This is a genomic window from Lysinibacillus parviboronicapiens, from assembly GCF_003049575.1.
GTDB lineage: Bacteria > Bacillota > Bacilli > Bacillales_A > Planococcaceae > Lysinibacillus > Lysinibacillus parviboronicapiens.
This window is the reverse complement of record NZ_PYWI01000001.1, coordinates 63597-86933: the sequence shown is the minus strand read 5'-3', so window position 1 is coordinate 86933 and position 23337 is coordinate 63597. Positions and strand designations below refer to the sequence as shown.

Genomic DNA, 23337 nt, shown 5'->3' with positions numbered 1-23337 from the left:
TTAACGGCAATTGTTTACATCTTATGAATGTAAGCAGTTGCTTTTTTAGTGGTTACACCAATAAAAACAGCCAAGTGCTAAATTGAGCTGACTTGGCTGTTTTCATTTCATTAGTGTTTAGGTACTTTTTTCTTTACGCGCTTCCATAGGAATATCATATAGACAACTAGTACAGAAATAATGATATATGCCATCAGCATTGAACCTTCTTCATTACCCATAAAGTTGAAGAAATTATTGAGGCCATGAAATAGAATCGTCAGTATAATAGATTGACCATCTAGTATGAGTAAAGAGAGAACAAGACCTACCAGTAATGCGTATATAATCTGTATGATAGTATCTTCAACTGATTGTCCGGCTATTAGCTGTAAGGCATGTGTTACAGCAAAAAGTATGCTAGAGATCCATACAGCGGTAAAAGTACCCTTAGCTAATAATATTCGAAGCATGATTCCTCTGAAAACTGTTTCTTCAATAAATGCAACGACGAACATTTGCATGATAAACATTAACAGTAAATCGCTAAAGGATTCGAAATTTAAGCCCTTCGTACTGATGAAAATAATACATAAAACGAGCAAAAGTGGACTACATATGAAAATATAATCTTTGTTGATAGGGGCAAAGAAATAATTACGCCACATTTTTTTCGAAGCAATATATAGTAGGAGTCCAAGTGCTAATGGTATCAACAGGGCAAATTGTAAAAACGGGCTAGAAGGTTGCTGAATGGATACATAAGCACCGTTGAAAACATAGAAAAATATTAACAGTAATTCCAAACCTATAAGTTTAAAGGTAATCTTTTTGTTCATTTCATGGATTCCTTTCGATGCTGAATTTCTTATATCCGTACATCTTATGATAATATAATTAGATTTAGGCTGGATTCGCTGATGCCTTATACATAGCACTTGTAATTACTGTATAGAGCAGAATACTAATACCTAGTAAACTACTTAATAGGACATAAACAGAAGCCTCTGATAGCAGATTATACAGTGGGAGGTACCATTCGAAAATCACCATGACAATCGGAATCAATGCCAGCAATCCTATAAAACTATAGCCACCTAGTGTGCCTAAACGATAAAAGACAACATTTAATAAAAGTCCAGAAAGAAGGAAAAATAATAGTAACACTGTGTCTAAAGTAATCGTTAGTAAAAATGACTGGGCATTTTCAAAGAATTGAATAGGATGAATAATGATCGTATCTTTAATATGCAATAGGTCAGAAAAGTAGGTAATCATTGTATGGGTGCAAGTAATAATGAGCGCTCCTGCAATGCTCCACACGATGAAAAAAAGTCCAACATTGCATAGATATTGCCAACGACTTAAACCAAGCTTTAAAAAATATGGCATGGTTCTATTTAATATTTTAGCGCCCATCGTACTATAAAAAATATAGACAGGTATAGAAATCGTGATGACAAAGGAAATATACTTACCAAAAAAGGTGTCTAAGAAAAATGACAGTAAAACAATGGAAAATAAAATACTCCAGAATATAATATTTTTCTTTTTATAGCTTTGAAATAATACATAAAAGCTCCCCTTTACTGTATTCATACAATTACCCTCGCTTTCTGCTGTTTACTTAAATACACCAACATGTCTTGTAGAGAAACACTTTCACGTGTAATATTGTTGCCTTCGATCGTGCGGCCATTGGCGTAGACTACGGCGGTCATTTCCTGCATGAACGAATGCTGGTAAATAACCTCTAAACCAGCAGTTGCCTGCTCGACATCAAGAGCGCCACCTTTCACAGCGACAATATGCTGATGCCATTCATCCGCCGTTTTTTGAAGTAGTAATTGTCCTTCGTGAAGGATAAGGATTTCCTCAAACAACGCACTTGCTTCATCAATTAAATGCGTTGACAAGATAAATAATCTTGGATTATCAGACTGCTGTTCAATTAATAAATCATAAAATGTATTACGTCCGGCTACATCTAGCCCGATATAAGGTTCATCAAAAATCGTGATGGCGGCATTGCTTGCAAACCCTGTAATAATACCCAGTGCCGAGACCATTCCCTTCGACAGACTGCGCACTTTGTCTTTTGGATTAAGCGCAAATACCTGTAGTAGCTCTAAAGCAAGATTTTCATCCCATTTTGGATAAAAGAAGCTATTGGCTTTTAAGCTTTGAGCAATCGTCATTTCCTCTTGAAAATTACCACTCTCTGCAACAAAGCAAATGTCACGTAAAATAGATGGGGCATTAAAGACATTTTCTCCATTCACACAAACACTTCCGTTAGATGGAACAATGAGTCCTGCTAACAGATTTAAGAAGGTCGTTTTTCCAGCACCGTTATGACCTAAGAAACCAATGATTTTCGGACCTTCAATCGTAAACGAGACATTTTTTAACGCCTGCTTGTGCTTATACGATTTACTTACATTACTTACTTTAATCATCATAAGTTATCCCCTTTGTAACATATTTTGTAATTCTTCATGTGAGATGCCTAATCTTGTGGCTTCTTTTTTCAGTGGTTCAATATGCTGGGCAAAAAAACTTTCTTTCCGCTCAGCAATTAATATCTTTCGCGCATCAGTACTGACAAACATACCGACGCCACGTTTTTTATAAATCACACCCTTATCCACTAATTCGTTCACGCCCTTTCCTGCTGTAGCAGGGTTGATTTGATATTCTTTGGCAAATTCATTTGTTGATGGAATGCGATCTTCAGGCTGTAACAGTTCATCGAGAATAGCATCCTCAATGCGTTCACGAATTTGTTGGAAAATAGGCTTTTCATTGCTTAACGAATAGCTCACAATACACCTCCTAGTTCATTGGTTAGTTGGTTGTGTAACTAACCATACAACGTGATATAAAAATTGTCAATCCATTTGATGGAAAAATTTTCACTTGATGTAACGCACACATAAAGTTTGAATCTGTAAATGATTTACCAGCTTATTTTCAATTAACATAAAAAGTTGTTGTCGATTAAAATAAAAATTTATAACAACAATGTCGGCAACCAAACATTATTGATTATAAATAAAGGCTGTTTTTTAAAGATTGCTATAAGTGGTGCTGGAATTGCCTTAATAAATCGTGGGAATGTATACACAAATAGGAGGGGAATTACTACGAAAATATAGGTCATTGTAGAAATTCCGATAAAATGGGGTACTTATGCTAAAAAATTTAAAGTAGCTAATGAGTTAACAAATCTAATCATCACAGCATTTTGAATAAATTTCATTACCTTAGCTAACTTGAACAACATGAAATTAATGGAGCGAACGGCCTTTGTCATCGAAGTGGAGCAGGACGAAAAATATCAGCTAGAGGCAAAGGTGATTGTTGAAGTGGTGGAATGATAAACTGTCTAGATTGAGCGAAATTGGTCATCATCAACGGTCAAAAGTGCTTGGACGAACGAGCAAAACGTGGGGCTATCCAGTCAAAACCAGCAGACCCAAGTAACCCCATCGTGTAAACCACAACAAAATTAAAAGGATGAGCAGATGCCTCATCCTTTCAATTCATCCTCGATTATATGAAGTGCTACGACTTACAAAAGCTGTTTTACTTTTTCACTATTACTTGCACAACATAGCATGTTGCTTCACCTATAAAGAAATGCACCATGGGAATAGCTGTTGCCCATGCTAATACATCGTGTCCATGTAAAGCCATTCTACATCTTTGAGACCACCTGTATCGTAAGCGAGCTATTGGTCTTCATATAATAGTAGAGCCCGTTGGAAAACGGTCAGACTGTTCTCATATAATTTTATTTGCTTCTAATCCGTATACATATTCCTATTGTTTAAAGCGTTGATCCCACATAGTCATTTTTTATCACAACGTATTTGTTGCATATACATCGTATAAAAAAGGCCGCGCTGTGTAAGCAATTGATCAAATGTCCCACTTTCTGCTAGTGTGCCATTATTCAGCACGAAGATGCGGTCCATTTTTGCTAAATCTATTAGCTTATGTGTAATTAGGACAATTGTTTTATCTTTTCCTTTCGTGAGTAAAGTATTAAATAAATGCACCTCGGTTTGAGCATCTACACTCGTGAATGGTTCATCTAACAGCCAAAGGTCACTATTTTTTAGTAGGACACGTGCAAAGGCCAGGCGTTGTTTTTCGCCTCCTGATAAATTGCCGCCTTTTTCATATACAATAGCAGTTAATGATTTCGTAATAAATACTTGGTCGAGCACTTGCTGTAATTCTTCATCTGTCGCGTTTGGTTTTGCCAGTAGTAAATTTTCTCGAAGGGTGCCAGAGAAAAAGTGATTATGCTGTAATTGAATACTCATTTGTGCCCAAAGTTCCTGCTCATCGATAGAGCGCATCGGCTGCTCATTTATAAAAATCTCGCCACTAATCGGCTTGAGCTCATGAATAAGCAGTTGAAATAATGTGGATTTGCCAGAGCCACTTGGACCGACAATCGCTACTTTTTCACCTGCGGCGATTGTACAATTGACATGTAAAACAGCAGAATGCAATGTGTTTTGATACGTATAAGATACATTTTCACATGTAATGTGCAATGGCTTATTGCTTACTAATGGCATACGCTCAGTAGGAGAAGCGGGTGGTGCAATCGCATCTAATCGCGCGGTCGCTTCTTGAGCATTTTTATAATGACTAGGTAGCATCGCAAGTGGGATAGCCGATTCAAACACTGTTAATGCCACTAATACTAGCATCGCAAGGTATAAACCATCTAAAGTACCGATGGAAACGAAATAGGCTCCTACACTGACGATGAAAAACGCCGTTAATAAAGAAATGAACTGATTCCAAAAATATATGCTTTGTTCACGATTTAGCTCTTGTTTTTTTAGTCGTGAATAATCTGTACTTATGATTTGTAACGACTGTTCCTTCGTTGCTAATTGGTAATGTAGCTGTAAATCACGGTAACCGTATAAATATTCCGCTGCTTCATTTGTAAATGCATTTTTGACTGGCACAGTTGTATTCGATTTTTGATAAATCAAAATTGCAGGGACGACTGTACTTGTGAATATAAAGCCCATCATCAAAATCAGTGCTAGCCACGGTGAAAACCACAGTGTAAAAAGAATCGTTGCGAAAAAAACAAATAGCGCAATAAACGGTGGATAGATGACCCTTAAGAAAAAATGTTGCAATAGATCCACGTCACTCGTAATCCGATTTAATAAATCGCCACTTTTGTATGCATATAATAAGTTTGTTTGCGGTACTAGCTTTTTAAAAAAGCGCATGCGTACAGCACTTATAAAGCGAAAGGTAACACGGTGTGAAATATAGCGTTCGGCATATTTACTAGCGGATTTGGCGACACCAAAAAGCTTTAAAAATGCCGTTAAAATCAAAATGATATAGAAAGGAGGCATGAGAGCAGCTTTTGAAATGAGAAAGCCACTCTGTGCAAATAATGCGACTGCTGTAAGACCGCTAATTGTACCAGCAGTCATCGCAAGTAGCACATCTTTTTTATCATGTAAAATCATCTGAATAAGTGCTTTCATGATACGTACCTCTTTTCTTCATATATTCGTAAAACGGGTGAGATGCTAATTGTGCATGTGTGCCGCTCACGCTAACTTGACCATTTTCAATAATATATAATATATCAGCATGCTGAATGCTCTCGAATCGATGTGCGACCGTAATGACGGTTGCATGTTGACGGAATGTATACATCGCTTGTGTGAGCAGTTGCTCTGTTAACACATCCAGTCCGGCAGTTGGTTCATCGAAAAATAAAATTGCTGGGTTCTTTAAAAAAGCACGAGCAATAGCGACGCGTTGTTTTTCGCCACCAGATAATCCACGTCCACCTTCACCGATGTTTGTGTCTAATTGTTCAGACAATGTGTCCAGCCAAGATGTGAGTTGTGCTTTATGCAATGCTTCATAAATCTCCTCATCAGTAGCAAAAAGCCCCATTCGAATATTATCTCGAAGCGTACCAGCAAATACATATGGATGTTGCGAAATATAGCTCATTTGACGATACCAATCTTGCTCTGACAGTTGTGTGCGCGGTTTACCATCAATTATAACCGCACCGTTAGATAATTCCACCATACTTGACAGCATATTTAAAATCGTTGTTTTACCGTGACCAGTTGGACCGATTAAAGCAACCATTTCCCCAGGTTTTACATCAAGAGAAATTGGGCCAATGAGCGGTCCATTTTCATATTGGTATGTTGCATTTTGTAAGGAAAGCTGTGGTTTATCGTCAATCGACTCTTTGCCCCAATGCACGGGTGTTGCGGTTGTTTGCATAGCCTCTTCAATAATGGAAACCGCGCCTAAACTTCCCCGACCTGTATGAAAGGCTGCGCCGAGTTCTTTTAAGGAATTGTAGTACTCAGGTGCTAATGTTAAAACAAAAAATGCAGGTGCAAAAGTGAGCGACTGAAAGACAATCATTTGAAAGCCAATCTCGAGCGCGACCAATCCGACCCCTAATGTTGTTATTAATTCAATAAATAATGTGGAAGCAAAGGCAATTTTTAAAACGGACAATGTACGTTCCATAAATCCTTTATTGTTTTGTGCTAGCACTGCCTCTTGCTTATCACTTTGTCCAAAGAGGCGAATTGATTGAAGGCCTTGCAGTAAATCAAGGAATTTCCCAGAAAATCGATTCATCGCCACTAATTGTTCTTCGGTTTTTGCTTTTGTTTGCATGCCGACGATGATATACGTTAACGGAATAAACGGGGCTGTAATCAGCATAATCCAGCCACTTGCCGCATGTGTCATAAAGACAGCGATTAACACCATGAGTGGAACGACGGTTGTTTTGATGACCTGTGGTATATATTCCCGGTAGTAACTTTCTAATTGGTCTACTGTATCAATTAACAATGTCACCTTTTCACCTGTTTGTGTGGTCATTTGCGCTTCCATTGCATTTTGTGTCCAATGCTGAAGCAATGCTTGGCGAATCGAATTTTTGACACGCTCAGCCAATGTCCCACCTATTCTATTTAGCCAAAACTGTGTAAATAAGCGTAACAAAATAGCAAGAAATAATAAAAGTAAAAAACGAAGTGTAGATGAAAAAGGACTTTGTTCTATAAATACAAGGTTGACAATTTGCACAATGCTATAGCCTTGTAGAACGATACTGCCACCTAAAAATACAGATAAAACAAAGAGGACAAGCAGCTTCCCTTTATGTGCCGCTGCCCATGTTTGTAAAGAATGCATCGTATCAGCTCCTTTCTTCTTATATTAATATAGATAAATATAAATAAAATTAGGGGTTTTCCACTAAAAAACAAGTCATTGTTTAGGGGGAAACCCCTATGTTTTTGAAATATAGATTTCACTATGATGAGAGTGTAAGTTTCACAACACAAAAATGCAGAAAGAAGGAAGAAGCATGAAAAATTCTTTCAAAGTCGTCATTGTTGGTGGGGGAACAGCTGGTATTTCTGTTGCCGCTCGCTTATTAAGAAAATCGCAAAGCCTCTTCCATGAAGTGGCGATTATAGATCCAGCATCTAAGCATTATTATCAGCCGCTATGGACGCTAGTTGGTGGAGGCGCTGCTAAAAAAGAAGATTCTGAACGTTCAATGGAATCTATTATCCCCGAAGGTGCAGTATGGATTCAACAACCTGTGCTTAAATTTAAACCTGAACAAAACGAAGTCATCCTAGGAGATCAAACATCTGTTACGTACGATTACTTAGTTGTAGCAGGCGGTATTGAAATTAACTGGGGTGCCATTAAAGGGTTAAAAGAAGCGCTTGGTACAAAATCTGTTTGCAGTAACTATTCATTTGAACATGTAGATTATACATGGGAAACTATTCGCAATTTAAAATCGGGTACAGCATTATTTACACACCCGAATTCACCAGTAAAATGCGGTGGTGCACCACAAAAAATTATGCATATAGCTGAAGATTACTTCCGTAAAGTGGGGGTTCGTCAAAATATGAACGTTGTATTCGGTTCAGCAAATTCAGCCATTTTCGATGTACTTAAATACCGTGAGGCGCTAGAAAAAGTAGTGGAACGAAAACAAATCGATGCACGATTCCGCCGTAACTTAATCGAAATTAAAACGGATGAAAAAATCGCTATCTTCGAAAATCTAGATACCGGTGCAATAGTGCAAGTAAAGTATGACATGATTCACGTCACACCTTATATGAATGCACCAAAATTTATCGCGAATAGCCCATTAGCTGATCAAAATGGTTGGGTAGATGTGGATATGTATACATTGCAGCATAAAAAATATGCAAACGTATTCGGTATTGGAGACTGTGCAAACTTGCCAACATCTAAAACAGGAGCAGCCATTCGCAAGCAAGCGCCTGTCGTAGCCGAAAATGTACTAGCCTGTATGCGCAATCAAATAATGGATAAAACGTATAACGGTTATTCATCTTGCCCAATTGTAACAGGTTACAACAAGTTAATTTTAGCAGAGTTTGACTATACAAAAGAGCCTGCTGAATCTATGCCATTTAACCAAGCAGTTGAACGTACGAGCATGTATATTATGAAAAAACATTTATTACCGATCATGTACTGGGACGGCATGCTAAAAGGAACGATGTAGGAAGGAGGCATGTGTGATGGATACGAATCCGTTACTAGAGCAACTAACACAGCCGGAAGTTCAAACTGCTCTCGTATCATTACTACAGCAATTGCCGACATATGAAAAAAACTTACAAGCAATCGGCAATATAGTAAGTTTTGGACAAGCGGTATTACAAGATCAGCAAGCCATTCAAAAATACGACGAACTTGTACGAAGCTATAACTTAAATCTTGAAACAGTGGAAGCATTAGTTGGTTTATTAGCAAAATTGCCGAAGCTTTTACAAACGATTAATCAGTTAGAGGACATGCTCGATTTTGCAACAGCTGTGTTAGGGAATAAACAAACAATCGATTATGCAACAGCAAGTATCCACTCCTACACAGAACCTGTTGTAGAAAAAGGAAAACAAGGCTTATCGCTAGTAAAAGAAATTCAACAACAAGCAGAAGCAACAGCAGAACCAGTAAAACTCTTTACCATTATGAAATGGTTAAAAGACCCGAGTGTTCAAAAGTCACTGAAATATGTACAAGCAACACTACAGGTTTTAAATAAACAATCAAATTAAAAGGAGAGGATTTTATGTTATTACGTTATTTCTATGATGAAAAATTAGCACATGCTTCTTACCTGGTAGGTTGTCAACGAAAAGGCGAGGCAGTGATTGTTGACCCAATGCGCAACATTGAGCCATACATCCAAGTGGCTGAAAAAGAAAATATGAAAATTGTTGGGGCGTTAGAAACGCACATCCATGCCGATTTTGTAGCAGGTTCTCGTGAGTTAGCCGATCGTTTGGGTGCAACAATGTATATTTCAGATGAAGGCGATGAAAACTGGAAATATCAAAATTTAGAAGGCATTAACCATGTGTTATTAAAAGATGGTGACAAATTTGAACTTGGTAAGCTGACTTTTGAAGTAATGCATACACCAGGTCATACGCCAGAATCAATTTCATTCTTGTTAACAGATGGAGTAGCGGCAGACAAACCAATTGGCATCTTTACAGGTGACTTTGTATTTGCTGGGGATATTGGTCGACCAGACTTACTTGAAAAAGCAGCAGGTATTCAAGGCACAGCTGAAGCAGGAGCAAAAGTGATGTATACATCTGTAGAGCGCTTTAAGCAATTACCAGACTATTTACAAGTATGGCCAGCTCATGGAGCAGGTAGTGCGTGTGGGAAAGCGCTTGGTGCAGTACCTTCTACAACAGTTGGCTATGAAAAACAATTCAACTGGGCAATGCAATTTAACAACGAGCCAGACTTTGTGAAAGCATTATTAGACGGTCAACCAGAACCACCTTATTATTTTGCAGTGATGAAATCAGTCAATAAAATTGGTCTTGCGTTAATTAAAAATTTACCAGAGCCACAAGTTATTACTTCTGTTGAAGAAATTGAAGGATTGATTGCAGCAGGGCAGCAAGTAGTAGATACACGTGATGCACAAAGCTTCTCACAAGGACATATTAAGGGAACGAAGAACGTGCCATTTAATAACGCATTCACAAACTGGATGGGCTGGATTGTTAACTACAAGGAACCTTTATATTTACTAGTTGATCCTGCTCAGATGAATGACATGCTGATCGCACTTCGATCAATCGGTATTGACCAAGTACTAGGTTATGCACATGTAGAGGCGATGATTGAGCAAGCGAATGTACTAGATTCATATGAAAATGTTACACCTTCAGAGGCAAAAGTTATGATGGACGCAGAAGATGTAGCTGTATTAGATGTACGTAATCTAACAGAATATAATGAAGGGCATATTGAAGGTGCACAGCACATTATGGTGGGTACATTAAAAAATCATTTAGATGAAGTACAACATAAAAAACTCATTGTTCAATGTCAAGCAGGTGGTCGTTCTGCTATTGCAGCCAGCATATTAAAAGCAAATGGCTTCCACAATTTAGTCAATATGACTGGCGGTTACGGTCAATGGGTGAAAGAAGTAAAATAATTAATCAATATCAAGAGTGCCTTCTAATGTGAGGCACTCTTTGGAGGTTTCATATGAAAGTTTTACTAATCGGTGTAGTAGGCATTGTCTTAGCGCGTATTTTTTATATTCGTCTTGTCCCCGTCAAACAGGTGAAAGTCATTCCGTATCGGCAAGTAGATGAGGCACATCAAATATTTGATGTGCGTGATTACAATACAGCAGGCTGTTTAGTTTATGATAGTAAGCATATTCCATATGGCTATCTGCCACGTTTTTATACAGAAATCGAAAATCGCCCCATCCATCTGCTTGTAGAAAGTCAAATGGATTTAAATATGGCTAGCCGTTTTTTACGAAAAAAAGGGTATAGTGTAAATAGTTATACGATGATGAAAAAAACCGTGTAAAGTAAAAGCGATGATTTATAAGGAGGCGTAAAATATGCAATCCCGCCTACAAAATGAGTATTTACAGCAAATTTATGAGCATATTCAAGATGGTATTATCATTATGAAGGAAAGCAGGGAAATCATTATGATGAACCCAGCTGCACAACGCTTGACGGGTTGGCAGATTGGTGATTTTGTGCCGTATTGCTCCTATTGTATGACCCGAAAAAAGGAGCACAGCGAATCAACGTGCTATCTAATTGCGAACAATGAGGTGCCTTCATTTTTATCGGAAATGCCCACATATCACGGGAGAAAGATTGATGTCGAAATGAGCACAGCCGCAATTTATGCTAATGAAAATACAGGGGAAACAGAATATCTGCTTGTATTACGTGATCAGGAAACATTTAAAAAAGCACAAGAGGCGGCCATCAATAAAAAGATGATTCGAGCATTAATTGAAGCAAAAGAATCAGAACATAAACGGTTAGCGCAAGAACTACATGATGGTGTCGGACAATCATTATTTTCGGTATCTGTTGCGCTGCAAGCGATTGAATCATTTGTTCAGGATAATGCCCAGTTGAATGAGTATATTTCCGAGGTACGTGCGGAACTGCAAAGGGTAATGAATGACATTAACGCGTACTCTCATCAATTACGACCGCACAGTTTAGACCAATTAGGGTTAGAGCCAACCATTCAGGCGACAATTGATGCGATTAAAATACCGGATTTGGCTATTCAATTAACGACACGTGGTCTTGACCGATGTGACCCAGCAGTCGAGATTAATTTGTATCGCATCACACAAGAAGCGCTGCATAATATTATTAAATATGCAAAAGCAACCCAAGTGCATATCCATATTAAAAAGGACAACACGCATATTTATATGACGATTCAAGATAATGGGATTGGCTTTGAACGAGAGAAGATTCAAAATGCGGGGCTTGGTCTAAAGCATATGGAAGAACGAGTCGATCAGCTGGGCGGCACTTGTACAATCATGTCAAAATTAGGACAAGGTACATGTATTGATATTGTCATTCCGAGATGGAGGCCGCAACATGATTAAAATATTGCTCGTCGATGACCATGTTTTAATACGAAAGGGCATTGCGCTTCTTTTAGGGAATTATCCCGATATTACAGTTGTAGGAGAGGCAAGTGATGGGGAAGAGGCGATTCAGCTTGCCTACCAAACAGAGCCGAATGTGATTTTAATGGATATTTCGATCCCAAATGGTTTGGACGGTTTTACTGCTACGAAGGAAATTAAAAAGAATTTACCTGAAATGAAAGTCATTATGCTGACAATGCATAACGAAATAGCCTATATTCAACAGGCGATGGAAGTTGGGGCAGATGGCTATATTTTAAAAAATAGTCAAGGTGGCGAAATGTATGAAGCGATTCAAAGTGTCTATACAGGACGCCGCTACTATGAAGTCGGATTGCCACGAGAACAAATCGAAAAATTATTTAAGAAAAAAAGAAAAAACAACCCAGATATTTTATCAACGCGTGAACAAGAAATTGTTCGATTAACTATTTTAGGATTTACGAATATGCAAATTGCAGAAAAGCTATTTATTAGTGCCAAAACGGTAGAAAACCATAAAGCAAACATTATGCAAAAGCTACATTTAAATAACAAGGCAGAGCTCATTCAATATGGCATTACGAATAAGTACATTACGTAGTATGCGAGGGCTGTCCAATAAAATCTGCTCATCCTTAAAATAGGTGGGCAGATTTTTTGATATTTTTATATTGGTGAGTGGTTGAAGTTGAAAAGAATTTCTCAGACCGTCTTTTTGTATAGATTAACCTCTTCACCGTACTTGGAGTAAATTTTCGGGCAATATCTGCACGAGATTTTCCATTTTCATAAAACTTCACTAATTTGCAATTTAAATTCAGATGTAAAAGTGCGACGTTGCCGTGACATAGTAGCACGCTCTTTAGTTGGTAGACTGAATGTACTAGCCCTTATTTTTATGTCCAACTTCGTGTAGACAATACAGGCCAACATTCTGTAACGAAGAACAGTTTATCATCCGTTTTTACCCTTGTCTTGAGCGATAAAGCAATCGGCTTTATCGCTTTTTACATGCTAGATGCTGAGGGGAAGAATAGAAACTTGTTCATCCTCCTCCTCCCAATAGTTTTCCTCATGTCATTGATTTTCCGAACACACAAATCCGCCTTTTTCTCCGGAAGTATAGGGGCTTCCCCCTATACTTTAGAAACAGCGCACTCTCTATACTTAAAGTAAATAAGGTAGAAGGAAGGTGTGTACGATGGATTTTACATTCATCGTCGTCATATTTTTAATTGGTTTTATTGGATCATTCGTATCGGGGATGGTAGGTGTTGGGGGGTCCATCATTAAATACCCAATGCTCTTGTATATTCCTCCGTTATTTGGGTTAGCCGCCTTCACCGCACATGAAGTATCCGGTATTAGTGCCATTCAAGTATTATTTGCATCGATTGCAGGTGTATGGGCATATCGAAAAAGCGGCTATTTAAACAAAACGCTTATTCTTTATATGGGTATGGCTATTTTAGCAGGTAGCTTCATCGGTAGCTTTGGTTCCAGCATGTTATCAGAAGCGGCAGTGAATATTGTATACGGTGTTTTAGCCTTGATTGCAGCTATGATGATGTTTATTCCGAAAAAGCAAATTGACGATAAGCCGTTAGATCAAATTACATTTAGTAAACCACTCGCAGCGAGCCTGGCGTTTATCGTTGGGATTGGTTCGGGGATTGTTGGAGCAGCAGGTGGCTTTTTATTAGTACCAATTTTACTGGTTGTATTGAAAATTCCAACGCGTATGACGATTGCAACGAGCTTAGCAATTACGTTTATTTCATCGATTGGTGGAACGGTCGGCAAAATTATGACTGGGCAAATCGACTATGGACCAGCAGCGGTAATGATTGTGGCAAGTATACTTGCGGCTCCACTTGGCGCAAAGATTGGCGGCAAGCTCAATACAAAAGCACTACAAGCTATTTTAGCACTATTAATTTTAGGTACGGCCATTAAAACATGGTTAGATATTTTATAAGAGGTGATTGGTTATGGAAAAATCGAAAGGATTTATGATTACGAGCTTCACCATTCCAGCTGTTTTTTTAGTAGCGGTGATTACAACAATATTTGGAGTTTAGGAGTGAATCTAGATGGAACAGGCAACTGTCTTTTGGAGTAGGGCATTAACCGAATTAACGTTATCTTTCCATATTATTTTTGCAACACTAGGTGTGGGTGTACCGTTAATGATTTTAATTGCTCAATATGTAGGCTATAAGAAAAATGATATGCACTACACGATGATGGCAAGACGTTGGGCGCGTGGCTTTACAATTACAGTCGCAGTCGGGGTCGTAACAGGTACAGTCATCGGCTTACAGCTATCGTTACTGTGGCCAGACTTTATGGAATTAGCAGGGCAGGTTATTGCACTACCGCTATTCATGGAAACATTCGCTTTCTTCTTTGAGGCGATTTTCTTAGGAATCTATTTATACACATGGGATCGATTTAAGAATCCAAAAAATCATATATTATTGCTTATTCCTGTAGCAATAGGGGCATCAATGTCAGCCGTTTTTATTACGATTGTCAATGCCTTTATGAATGCACCGCAAGGGTTTGATATCGTCGATGGTGAGCTCATTAATATTCAACCAATTTTAGCGATGTTTACACCGGCCATGCCGACAAAAATCGGGCATGTACTCGTAACAAGTTATATGACGGTAGCATTTATTTTAGCGGCGATTGCAGCGTATAAGCTATTGCGCGGCGAAGACCATATGTATCACAAAAAATCATTATTTATGATGATGAAATTAGGTGTTATTTTCTCTATTGCTTCTGCATTAGTTGGTGACTTTTCAGCAAAATACTTAGCCGAATATCAGCCTGAAAAGCTAGCCGCAGCGGAGTGGCATTTCGAAACAGAAGAAGGGGCAGATTTAATCCTCTTTGGTGTACTAGATGAAGGAGAAATCAAGTATGAAATCCGCATTCCTAAAATGTTAAGCTTTTTAGCTAGTAATGATTTCAATGCAGAAGTGATTGGGTTAGATCAATATCCAGAAGACGAACATCCACCACTCATGACCCACTATTTCTTTGATATCATGGTAGCGATCGGTATGATGATGATTGTCCTTTCAGTTGCTTATTTAGTAGGAAAATGGAGAAAGTGGCAGTGGGTTGAATCAATATGGTTCCGAGTGCTGATTGTTTTAAGTGGTCCATTATCACTTGTAGCGATTGAAGCAGGTTGGTGGTTAGCGGAATTAGGACGACAACCATGGATATTATATGGCATTATGCGAACAGAAGACGGCGCGACAAGTGCTGCCGGCGTAGAATATTTATTTATCGCCTTTGCGATTGTTTACTTTGTGTTGGCAATCGGTAGTTTAGTCGTATTACATCGCATGTTTAAAAACAACCCGGTTGAAAAAGAATTAGCAGCACGACAAGGCGGTGAATCTGTATGACATTAGAAATACTAGGGATTTCTGTACTTTGGCTCTTCTTATTAGGCTATGTGATTGTCGCATCGATTGATTTTGGCGCAGGATTTTTTAATGCCTATAGTTTAATGCGCGGCAATGACCATATTGTGTCAAACATTATTAAGCGGTATTTATCTCCGGTATGGGAAATTACCAACGTCTTTTTAGTCTTTTTCTTTGTTGGGATTGTTGGATTCTTTCCGCAAAGCGCATATTACTACGGTACCATCTTATTAGTACCGGCTTCCGTTGCGCTTATTTTGCTAGCAATTCGCGGTAGTTACTATGCCTTTGAATCTTATAGCGGTATGAGCGGACATAAAGGCTATGCACTCGCTTATGGGGTGTCAGGTCTTTTTATCCCAGCTGCATTTTCGGTCATTCTAACGATTTCTGAAGGTGGTTTTGTGACGATGCAAGGCGACCAGCCAGTTTTAGACTACAAAGCATTGCTGACAAGCCCATTATCATGGTCCATCGTTGTATTAAGTATCATTGCAGTACTGTATATCTCAGCTGTCTTTTTAACATGGTACGCACAAAAAGCAGGGGATCATAAAGCATGTGAATTGATGCGTAAATACGCTCTTATTTGGGCGGTGCCACTTATTGTTAGTGCACTGGGCATCATTATCGAGATAAAGTCGCTTGGGAATTGGCATTATGTCCAAATGGTTGATTTATCTTGGTTGTTTGCGCTATCTGGCATTGTCTTTTTAGCGACAGTTTGGCTATTATGGGCGAAAGTAAAATATGGGTTAGCCGTCATTTTATTAATCTTCCAGTTTGCGATCGCATTCTTCACCTATGGGATTTCACACTATCCATATCTACTTTATCCATATTTAACGATTCACGATAGTTTTACGAATGAAGCGATGGCCATTGCACTCGTTGTGGCATTTGTCGCAGGCTTAGTATTGCTTGTACCTTCTTTATATTTAGTATTTAAGCTATTTGTCTTTAACAAAGACTATGTATCTGGTAAAGAAGAAACACATGTATAAGGAGTGTAAGAAAATGCATGATTTTTTAATTTTTTATGCACCGATTCTAGTAGTCATTGTATCGATTGGAGTAGCAATTATGGCTGCACTGAATACGAAGTTTTTGTAATAAAGCTGTGATTTCAAAATATTTTTGACGTATTCCTTTGTTTTAGGTATGATGTCAAACGAATAATACCGACATTTAAACGGGAGAGGTTCATAGCTGAAACACTCTATAAAAAACTATGGAAGCATGCTTATTACGCCTGTCTATGGGACTAACCCCAAACGTATAGACAAATAAAAAAAGCATCTTCGATTGAATTTGGGTGTAAATACTTAAACTTCAATTAGGAGGTGTTTTTTCTATGGGAACAAGAGTGAGTTATCCATACGAAGTAAACATGAAGGCTATTGAGAAGCGATAGGGTGGTATATCAACGAGAAAATTGGCGTAAACATCGCTCTGGATGTTTTTTGCATATGTCACAACAATGAATGGAAAATTAAATCCAAATAAATCGAATCTAAGGTATTCAACTAACGTCACAGGATAGTTGGATAAGGTATTAAAAACGACATCAATGGAGGCTTTTTTTCATACTATATATTTGGGGTGGAAAAATGCCAAGAGTAAAATACCGTGAAGCAGACATTGATTTAATGGCAAGGATGATGAGAGCGGAAGCCGAGGGTGAAGGAAAACAAGGGATGTTATATGTTGGCAATGTAATTGTTAATCGTGCTGTAGCAAATTGTTTAGACTTTCAAGATGTAAGAACAATTGAAGATGTCATTTATCAGGTACAAGGAGGAAATTATTCTTTTGAAGCTGTTCAAAAAGGGAATTTATTTTATCAAAGAGCGAGGTCGACTGAAAAAAGATTAGCAAAACAGAATCTGGATTATTGGAGACAACATCCAGCGAAATTTGCCCTTTGGTATTTTAATCCATATGCTCCGTGTCCTCCTACATGGTACGGTCAACCTTTTACTGGTCAATTTAAAAATCATTGTTTTTATGAACCAGCAGCTGAAACATGTGAAAGTGTTTATTACGGTTAAGTTGTCTGGAGGATTTTTAATAATTTTGGCGTACTTTTATCTTAAGAAATAAAAGGGAACTTCCTGGTTAGCGGGTGTTCCCTTTTTTAGATATCAAACATTTAGTTTTACAGTTACAATACAGTCGTTAAAAAACAAATAAAGATGTTTGAATAGGTAGACTGAAATTGGTTATCATTCCAACTTTAATTGTTTCATCGTAATCGCTGAAAGAAGTGAGGAAATCGCTGATAGAACCGCGGAAATCGCCGGTAGCCTCGCGAAAAAAACAGCTGCCAGACGATGAAAAAAAGCTGATAGCCAGAACTGTAATCAAAGCTTTTGAAAACACTGTTGAAAGCTCCATTTTTGCATATGTACCACGGAACTCTAAGCATATACTGTGGTGAGGGAGGGGGGAGGTGAGCATTTATGAGAGTTAACTGGAGAATACGGTTAATGCATACACCATTTCTATTGGCGTTGTTTTCCTTACTGCTATTACTCGCACAGCAAGTGGCAGCTATTTTTGGCTATGAATTAACAAGTGCGATGAGCGATCAGCTAACGTCCATCATTAATACAGTGTTATCGATTCTCGTTTTAATGGGGGTTATTGTTGACCCTACTACACGAGGCACCCGAGATAGTGAACGTGCACTCATGTATCGAAAACCGAGATAAAAAATTTATTAAATACACCAAAAGTGTAATTTTACAATAAAGGTGACTATGGTATAATGTAATAAAATTGGAATAGTAAGGAGGATGATTGAATGTCGCTAGAATTGGAGCAGCGAATCGCCAAACTAGAAAAAGAGGTTGTGGGTTTGCGGCAAGAAGTGGATGCGTTGAAGCAGTCACCTGCTGTTGACAAGACAAGTACGCTGAATGCCAGAAAATCCATGCTCGAACAAACTTCTCCAACGCCAACACCCAATCCTAGACCAATGCCTGTTCAAGAAAAAACGGTGCAACCACAGCGTTCATTAGAGGAGCGCATTATGTGGGCATTACCGAAAGTATTTATGGTTATTTTAGTGCTAGGAGTGCTGTGGGGCTTAAAACTCGTGAGTGATTACGGCTACTTGTCGAACGAGGTAAAAATCATCCTCGCCTATATTTTATCTATTAGCTTAGCTGTCATAGCTTATGTGATAGAGGTTAAAAAGTTTGGGTCATCAGCCATCATGATTTCCTTATACGGAGGCGCATTTATTATTGGGATTTTAACCACAGCGGCTGGTGCTATTTTATACGAAGTACTAGGTTTAACAATGGCACTTATCATTGCTGTTATATTCATTGGTTATGGCATTGCCATTAGTTATTTCAAGAAAAATGAGGTCCTTACACTATTTGTGGCCTTTACCTCATTATTACTACCATATTTATTAGAATATATGGATTTTAGCTCTGTCATTATCTTAATCTTTGTCATCGTTCTATTTTCCATGTTGCAATTTGTCATTCTTCAACATAAACAGAAAATTGCTCTATATGTTGCGACCTTTTTCACTGTACTAGCTGTTAGCGTTGTAGCGTTTATGAACAGTGACAACCAAGTTGTGTTTGCGATAGGTATGCTCATTGTACTTGCTCTCTATTTCATGAGTTGGTGTCGTTTATACAATCCTGAATCCACATGGAAACATCTACATGTTGGAATGCAATTTAGCCTTGGGACTTTTAGTTTATTACTCATGAATTTAATCATAAGAAATGTCGACTATAATGAGTTATTGCTGATCGTGTTACTTAGCTTATTTGTAGCTGTAGCGAGTTATGGCTATAAGCAAAAATGGCAGGAGGCATTTGATAGTGCCGTAACACTCGCTTTTATCACTTTATGCAATACGCTACTTATCATGAATATGCCGGACAAAGTGGATGATCTACTTCTTCCGTTAATGACATTTGCAGGTGTCATGATAAGCTTACGACTTCGTGCAAGTATGATGAAGGTCGTTAGTTCGCTATTATTTACACTCGCGTTATTTGTAAGCTATACCGTCCATGAGCCGACTCCATTTTTCAGCATAGCGCATGTAAGCCTGTTGATGCCAGGCGTTTATCTCATTGTCATTTATCTATATGCGTTGCGACCAAAGGAAACATTGCATACATTTGAAAAGCTTATGAAAGATATGTATGTACTCGACTTGTTAGCTGTTATCACGACTGGCTACATCCTAGCGTATGTTGGCAAGCTCGATACTGCCTATTTTGCAGGTGTTAGCGAAATACCGCATAGCATGTCTATCTTGTTGGCGCTAATTTTTGCACTATCGCTTTTACTACCTGTAAAGTGGAAGGGACGCGCATTAACACCAGCACTAGGTGTGTTTTTCCTATTCTTTACACTGCTGCTGACGGTTCTTCCATACAATATGCAAGGTATTGAATGGATAAATCTAGCAACAAGGCTTGTTTACATGGCTGTCATTGTGGCAATTGTTATTGATTTGCTGATGAAGGGACGCATCTATCAACTATATGAAGAACGCATGACCAAATTTTTGGATACTACTGTAAGTGCAGGGGTTGTGCTTGTCATGCTAGCTATTTGGGGCTTTGTGTACCAGCTTGCCTATAACAGTCTACTCGATTGGAAGCTAAGTATTGCCTTATCGACAATGACACTGTTCCTTACAGCAAGTATTTCACTTTGGCTGAGTTCGGTACGTCATTTGCGAAAACTACGACTTACTGGCTTTGCGGTTTTAGCCATTGCTTTTATAAAACTCATATTCTTCGATTTATCAGCACTAGATTTACTGATAAGAGCCATACTATTTATCACGATTGGTGGCATTGGCATGCTGTTGTCAGGGCGATTGTTGAGGAAATAATACCGCGAGAAATAGAGACTGTTGTTCATAAAAGAAGCATTGTGCTCTGTTGCACATTATCGGTAACATAAGTGGCTTGAAGCGCAACAGCAAAAAACAAAGGCAGATGGAAAAAACGAGTCGTTTTCTCCATGTGCCTTATTTGTGAGGGCAACCCTTGTTGTCATTATATTTCCATTAAATCTTCTTCGGTAATTAAATGTTCTGGATCGCTATAATCTGGTGTTGAACTAGGAGGGAAAGGGGGTGGGACAATTCCTGGTGCGTAAGTAACTGTTCCATAGCCATTTCCCAGATAGGATTGAGCTATAATTACACCTTTGAAATCTCCACCAAGAGAAACTTTAGCGTTTGGCGCCAGAATATATTGTCCAGTTGGTTTTTTTCCGCCTCCAATTGTTACATTTGATCCGCCGCTAATGATATTACCGCTAATTCCACCGCCACCACTTAAAGCTAAGTCCGATTTTTCTGCATATAAGGATGCAGCGATTAAGCTTCCGCCATCATCTATCTTAGGTATCGTAGTTCCTGCATAGTATACATTTATATTATTTGGGTCTCTATTCGTTGTACCTAGTGTGCCAGTGATGGTAAGTGAATTTTTCACAAAAATATTTAATTTGCCATTGCCCTTTATGTTAACAGTAGCATTACTTCCGATGCTGAAGGTATTTTCTACTAATAAATTCACTGTTTTATCACCAATATCAATGGTAATTTTTTTACCGTCTGGCACAGAGAAATTATTTAGTTTTGCATCCTCAGTCAATGTTAAAAATTCTTTAGAGTGTGGTGGATTCCACCCAGCGGCGTAGTTCCCGTTTGTTAGCGGGAAATCTTTCGGATAGCTTGATGATGCCAAAGCATTAAAGATACTGTTCGGGAATTCTGGTAATGATATTTCAGGGACCTTTGTATCAACAAGTCGGTCATTAAGTTTTTCTCTATTGATTAACCAATCTGGTGCATCTAATGGTTGACTAGTCCCCACAGCCCCAGTAATATTGGCAGACCCTTCTAAATAAATTGAGCCGGAATTTGAAACTGCACTGCCGTCGATTTTAGCAGACCCTTCTAATCGAATGTTTCCAGTCGTTTGTACTGCAAGATTTGGCAGGTTAGGACCATTTCCACCTCCATTTTCACCATCAATATCCGTTAAAAATTTCAAATTTAAATCTACATCAATGACTTGTTCAACCGTACGATTATGTTTAACGATGTTATCAGGGCAACTTGCTGTAGGTGAAGAGTATAAAAGATAGCCGGTTGATTCAATATTTATTGTCAACGGTGATTCACTTTCTATAGTCACTTTTATGCAAGCTTCGGGTTGCTGATTAAACTGGGGTTCGAAGTTGCTGTAAGAAACAGGTTGACTTGGTATGTCATCCTTGATTTTGTCGATAAACATTTTGACAAAATCAACTTTCTCTCGATCTTCTGTTTTTGTGTTTTTGTGTTTTTCTCTTGTCCAGTCATATGCGTTGTAGACGATAGTATACACTTCTTGTTTTTTTACATTTAGTGCAGCTTCAGCAATATAAAAAATAGATTGGTCGTTTCGTTCATGCTTCGTAGTATTTAACGTGTTTGAAGTGACGGACATTAATCCAAGCCCTAATACTGCTATCAAAACAATAACAAAGAGGGCAATAACAAAAGTGTAACCTTGTTCATTTTTACATAAATGTTTCTGACTCACTTTGCTCCCGCCTTTCTTAAATATAATTCAGCAGTACTTGTTTTACCTTGTACATTTGTAATTTTTATTGTAATGGCTTGCCCGTTCATACTAGCTTGAAAATCTTGAATACCTGTAGAAAGAATTACGCCATTTCTATTCAACATTTGTTTTTTGTCATCAAAAACAAAACGAATTTCTTTATCGGAAATATCTTTGTTAATCGTTAATTGTGTTGAAGAATCTATTGATACAGACTTAGGATTTTTACGTATTTCTTTTGTCATGACCTTTAATGCATATGCAGCATCATTAATATCTTTATTTGTGTTGCTTTGTTTTACATAGGTATTTGAACTTTGACTGATAATGGAGTATATAGCTAGCAAAATAATGCTTGCAATGACAGTAACGGCTAGTGTTTCTACAAGTGTTAAACCACTTTCTTTCTGGTGTTTCATTACCTAGCCCTCCATTCATAAATGTTTTCCATTTGAGCTTTTGCCGTATTGCTCCCACATGATTTCTCTTTGTCACACACGTAGATCGTAAAGCGCGTTAACGTTTTATCTATGTCGATAATTTTCAATTTATAATTAAAAACATTATTTTTTTCTATTGTCACATCTCCTTCCTTCTGAAAATAACCACTGTTATGTTCATCTGGTTCATAACCTTTGGTAACAATCGCTTGTTTGATTTGTTGTTCTTTATTCTCATCTTTATGAATAACAGTCGTTTGGGTTAGATTGTAAAATCCCTCCATCTCTTTCTGAGCATAGTAAGTGGCATCAAAAATATGATTGGCTGTTTTGGTCGTTTTGGCGGTGTTCATAAAGAACGAGAAAAAGCTCACTAGAATAATAGTGATAATGACGAGCGAGGCAACAACTTCAACAAGTGTAATGCCCGATTCGTTGTTTTTTACAAACATCATGTTCACTTCCTTTAAACGCTGAGGATTTAGATATGTCCTTTAATATACTGTTTGAGTTTACATCGAAAAAATAATAACTGATTTTTCTTAGGCTTTAACTGCCTGAAAGCACCTTGAAATTAGTATTTCATTTAAACGTAGTGAAAATGGTGCAATCCCTATTTCCTAGTATAAAAGATGTGTGTATGGATAATATATCATTTATTTAACTATAAAGTAGGCTATTTTTCGAAGTTTTTATGGACAAAAGAAAAAAATTTAGAAAAAAATGGGTTGATAGTAGTGTCATTAATGTTATTTTGTAGTATCCTTGAAAATGTAATGAGTATATAGTATTAAAACTAGTTGAAA

The 23337-nt window shown here is 37.9% G+C and carries 22 protein-coding genes and 1 pseudogene; 13 read left to right on the top strand and 10 right to left on the bottom strand.

Features of this window, described 5'->3' with window-relative positions:
* Positions 1–110 precede the first annotated feature (110 nt).
* The 7 genes and pseudogenes from C9J35_RS00450 to cydD form a co-directional block, all read right to left on the bottom strand.
* Entirely contained in the window at positions 111–818 is a 708-nt protein-coding gene (locus C9J35_RS00450; protein WP_107922993.1) for a CPBP family intramembrane glutamic endopeptidase, read from the bottom strand.
* Between the two features lie 64 nt (positions 819–882).
* Positions 883–1578, bottom strand: coding sequence for a hypothetical protein (locus C9J35_RS00445; protein ID WP_107922992.1), 696 nt, complete (start codon positions 1576–1578; stop codon positions 883–885).
* Positions 1575–2441, bottom strand: a complete 867-nt coding sequence (locus tag C9J35_RS00440; protein ID WP_107922991.1) for an ABC transporter ATP-binding protein — start codon at positions 2439–2441, stop codon at positions 1575–1577. Before C9J35_RS00440 ends, C9J35_RS00445 begins: the two co-directional genes overlap by 4 nt.
* Before the next feature lie 3 nt (positions 2442–2444).
* The gene (locus C9J35_RS00435) at positions 2445–2804 is read right to left on the bottom strand and encodes a GntR family transcriptional regulator (RefSeq protein ID WP_107922990.1); all 360 of its coding nucleotides are present in this window, start codon (positions 2802–2804) and stop codon (positions 2445–2447) included.
* A 248-nt stretch (positions 2805–3052) separates the two neighbouring features.
* A pseudogene (locus C9J35_RS23990) lies at positions 3053–3250 on the bottom strand (SulP family inorganic anion transporter); the annotation flags it as partial.
* Between the two features lie 583 nt (positions 3251–3833).
* Complete coding sequence (cydC, locus tag C9J35_RS00430) at positions 3834–5519, bottom strand: thiol reductant ABC exporter subunit CydC (RefSeq protein ID WP_107922989.1); 1686 nt, start codon at positions 5517–5519, stop codon at positions 3834–3836.
* Positions 5488–7218 carry a thiol reductant ABC exporter subunit CydD gene (cydD, locus tag C9J35_RS00425; protein ID WP_107922988.1) on the bottom strand — a complete coding sequence of 577 codons (1731 nt, stop codon included), beginning with the start codon at positions 7216–7218 and terminating at the stop codon, positions 5488–5490. The genes cydC and cydD overlap by 32 nt, the downstream gene beginning before the upstream one ends.
* 175 nt (positions 7219–7393) lie before the next feature.
* On the opposite strand from cydD, the gene C9J35_RS00420 reads away from it, so the two are divergent.
* From C9J35_RS00420 to C9J35_RS00365, 13 genes are all read left to right on the top strand, one after another.
* The gene (locus C9J35_RS00420; RefSeq protein WP_107922987.1) at positions 7394–8587 is read left to right on the top strand and encodes an FAD/NAD(P)-binding oxidoreductase; all 1194 of its coding nucleotides are present in this window, start codon (positions 7394–7396) and stop codon (positions 8585–8587) included.
* Positions 8588–8603: 16 nt separating this feature from the next.
* Complete coding sequence (locus tag C9J35_RS00415; protein ID WP_107922986.1) at positions 8604–9143, top strand: helical membrane plugin domain-containing protein; 540 nt, start codon at positions 8604–8606, stop codon at positions 9141–9143.
* Between the two features lie 14 nt (positions 9144–9157).
* Positions 9158–10552, top strand: a complete 1395-nt coding sequence (locus tag C9J35_RS00410) for an MBL fold metallo-hydrolase (RefSeq protein ID WP_107922985.1) — start codon at positions 9158–9160, stop codon at positions 10550–10552.
* Positions 10553–10605: 53 nt separating this feature from the next.
* Positions 10606–10941 (top strand): sulfurtransferase, encoded by a 336-nt coding sequence (locus C9J35_RS00405; protein ID WP_107922984.1) that lies wholly within the window; start codon positions 10606–10608, stop codon positions 10939–10941.
* Positions 10942–10975: 34 nt separating this feature from the next.
* Positions 10976–12004: an ATP-binding protein gene (locus tag C9J35_RS00400; protein WP_107922983.1), complete on the top strand. Its 1029-nt coding sequence runs from the start codon at positions 10976–10978 to the stop codon at positions 12002–12004.
* Positions 11997–12632 carry a response regulator gene (locus tag C9J35_RS00395; RefSeq protein ID WP_107922982.1) on the top strand — a complete coding sequence of 212 codons (636 nt, stop codon included), beginning with the start codon at positions 11997–11999 and terminating at the stop codon, positions 12630–12632. Before C9J35_RS00400 ends, C9J35_RS00395 begins: the two co-directional genes overlap by 8 nt.
* A gap of 600 nt (positions 12633–13232) precedes the next feature.
* The gene (locus C9J35_RS00390) at positions 13233–14009 is read left to right on the top strand and encodes a sulfite exporter TauE/SafE family protein (RefSeq protein WP_107922981.1); all 777 of its coding nucleotides are present in this window, start codon (positions 13233–13235) and stop codon (positions 14007–14009) included.
* A 115-nt stretch (positions 14010–14124) separates the two neighbouring features.
* Positions 14125–15459, top strand: a complete 1335-nt coding sequence (locus C9J35_RS00385) for a cytochrome ubiquinol oxidase subunit I (RefSeq protein WP_107922980.1) — start codon at positions 14125–14127, stop codon at positions 15457–15459.
* Positions 15456–16484: a cytochrome d ubiquinol oxidase subunit II gene (locus C9J35_RS00380; RefSeq protein ID WP_107922979.1), complete on the top strand. Its 1029-nt coding sequence runs from the start codon at positions 15456–15458 to the stop codon at positions 16482–16484. The genes C9J35_RS00385 and C9J35_RS00380 overlap by 4 nt, the downstream gene beginning before the upstream one ends.
* A 13-nt stretch (positions 16485–16497) precedes the next feature.
* On the top strand, positions 16498–16593 hold the full coding sequence (gene cydS, locus C9J35_RS25020; RefSeq protein ID WP_420798407.1) for a cytochrome bd oxidase small subunit CydS family protein: 96 nt from the start codon (positions 16498–16500) through the stop codon (positions 16591–16593).
* Positions 16594–17090: 497 nt separating this feature from the next.
* The gene (locus C9J35_RS00375) at positions 17091–17531 is read left to right on the top strand and encodes a cell wall hydrolase (protein ID WP_107922978.1); all 441 of its coding nucleotides are present in this window, start codon (positions 17091–17093) and stop codon (positions 17529–17531) included.
* Positions 17532–17942: 411 nt separating this feature from the next.
* Positions 17943–18194: a phage holin gene (locus tag C9J35_RS00370; protein WP_054767178.1), complete on the top strand. Its 252-nt coding sequence runs from the start codon at positions 17943–17945 to the stop codon at positions 18192–18194.
* A 92-nt stretch (positions 18195–18286) separates the two neighbouring features.
* Complete coding sequence (locus C9J35_RS00365; RefSeq protein ID WP_107922977.1) at positions 18287–20362, top strand: DUF2339 domain-containing protein; 2076 nt, start codon at positions 18287–18289, stop codon at positions 20360–20362.
* Between the two features lie 166 nt (positions 20363–20528).
* Here C9J35_RS00365 and C9J35_RS00360 read toward each other — a convergent pair whose 3' ends face one another.
* Genes C9J35_RS00360 through C9J35_RS00350 form a run of 3 tightly spaced genes read right to left on the bottom strand, consistent with a single transcriptional unit; the run spans position 20529 to position 22986 of the window.
* Complete coding sequence (locus C9J35_RS00360; protein ID WP_107922976.1) at positions 20529–22070, bottom strand: DUF7305 domain-containing protein; 1542 nt, start codon at positions 22068–22070, stop codon at positions 20529–20531.
* Complete coding sequence (locus tag C9J35_RS00355) at positions 22067–22510, bottom strand: type II secretion system protein (RefSeq protein WP_054767181.1); 444 nt, start codon at positions 22508–22510, stop codon at positions 22067–22069. Before C9J35_RS00355 ends, C9J35_RS00360 begins: the two co-directional genes overlap by 4 nt.
* Positions 22510–22986 carry a type IV pilus modification PilV family protein gene (locus C9J35_RS00350; protein WP_107922975.1) on the bottom strand — a complete coding sequence of 159 codons (477 nt, stop codon included), beginning with the start codon at positions 22984–22986 and terminating at the stop codon, positions 22510–22512. The genes C9J35_RS00355 and C9J35_RS00350 overlap by 1 nt, the downstream gene beginning before the upstream one ends.
* Positions 22987–23337 lie beyond the last annotated feature (351 nt).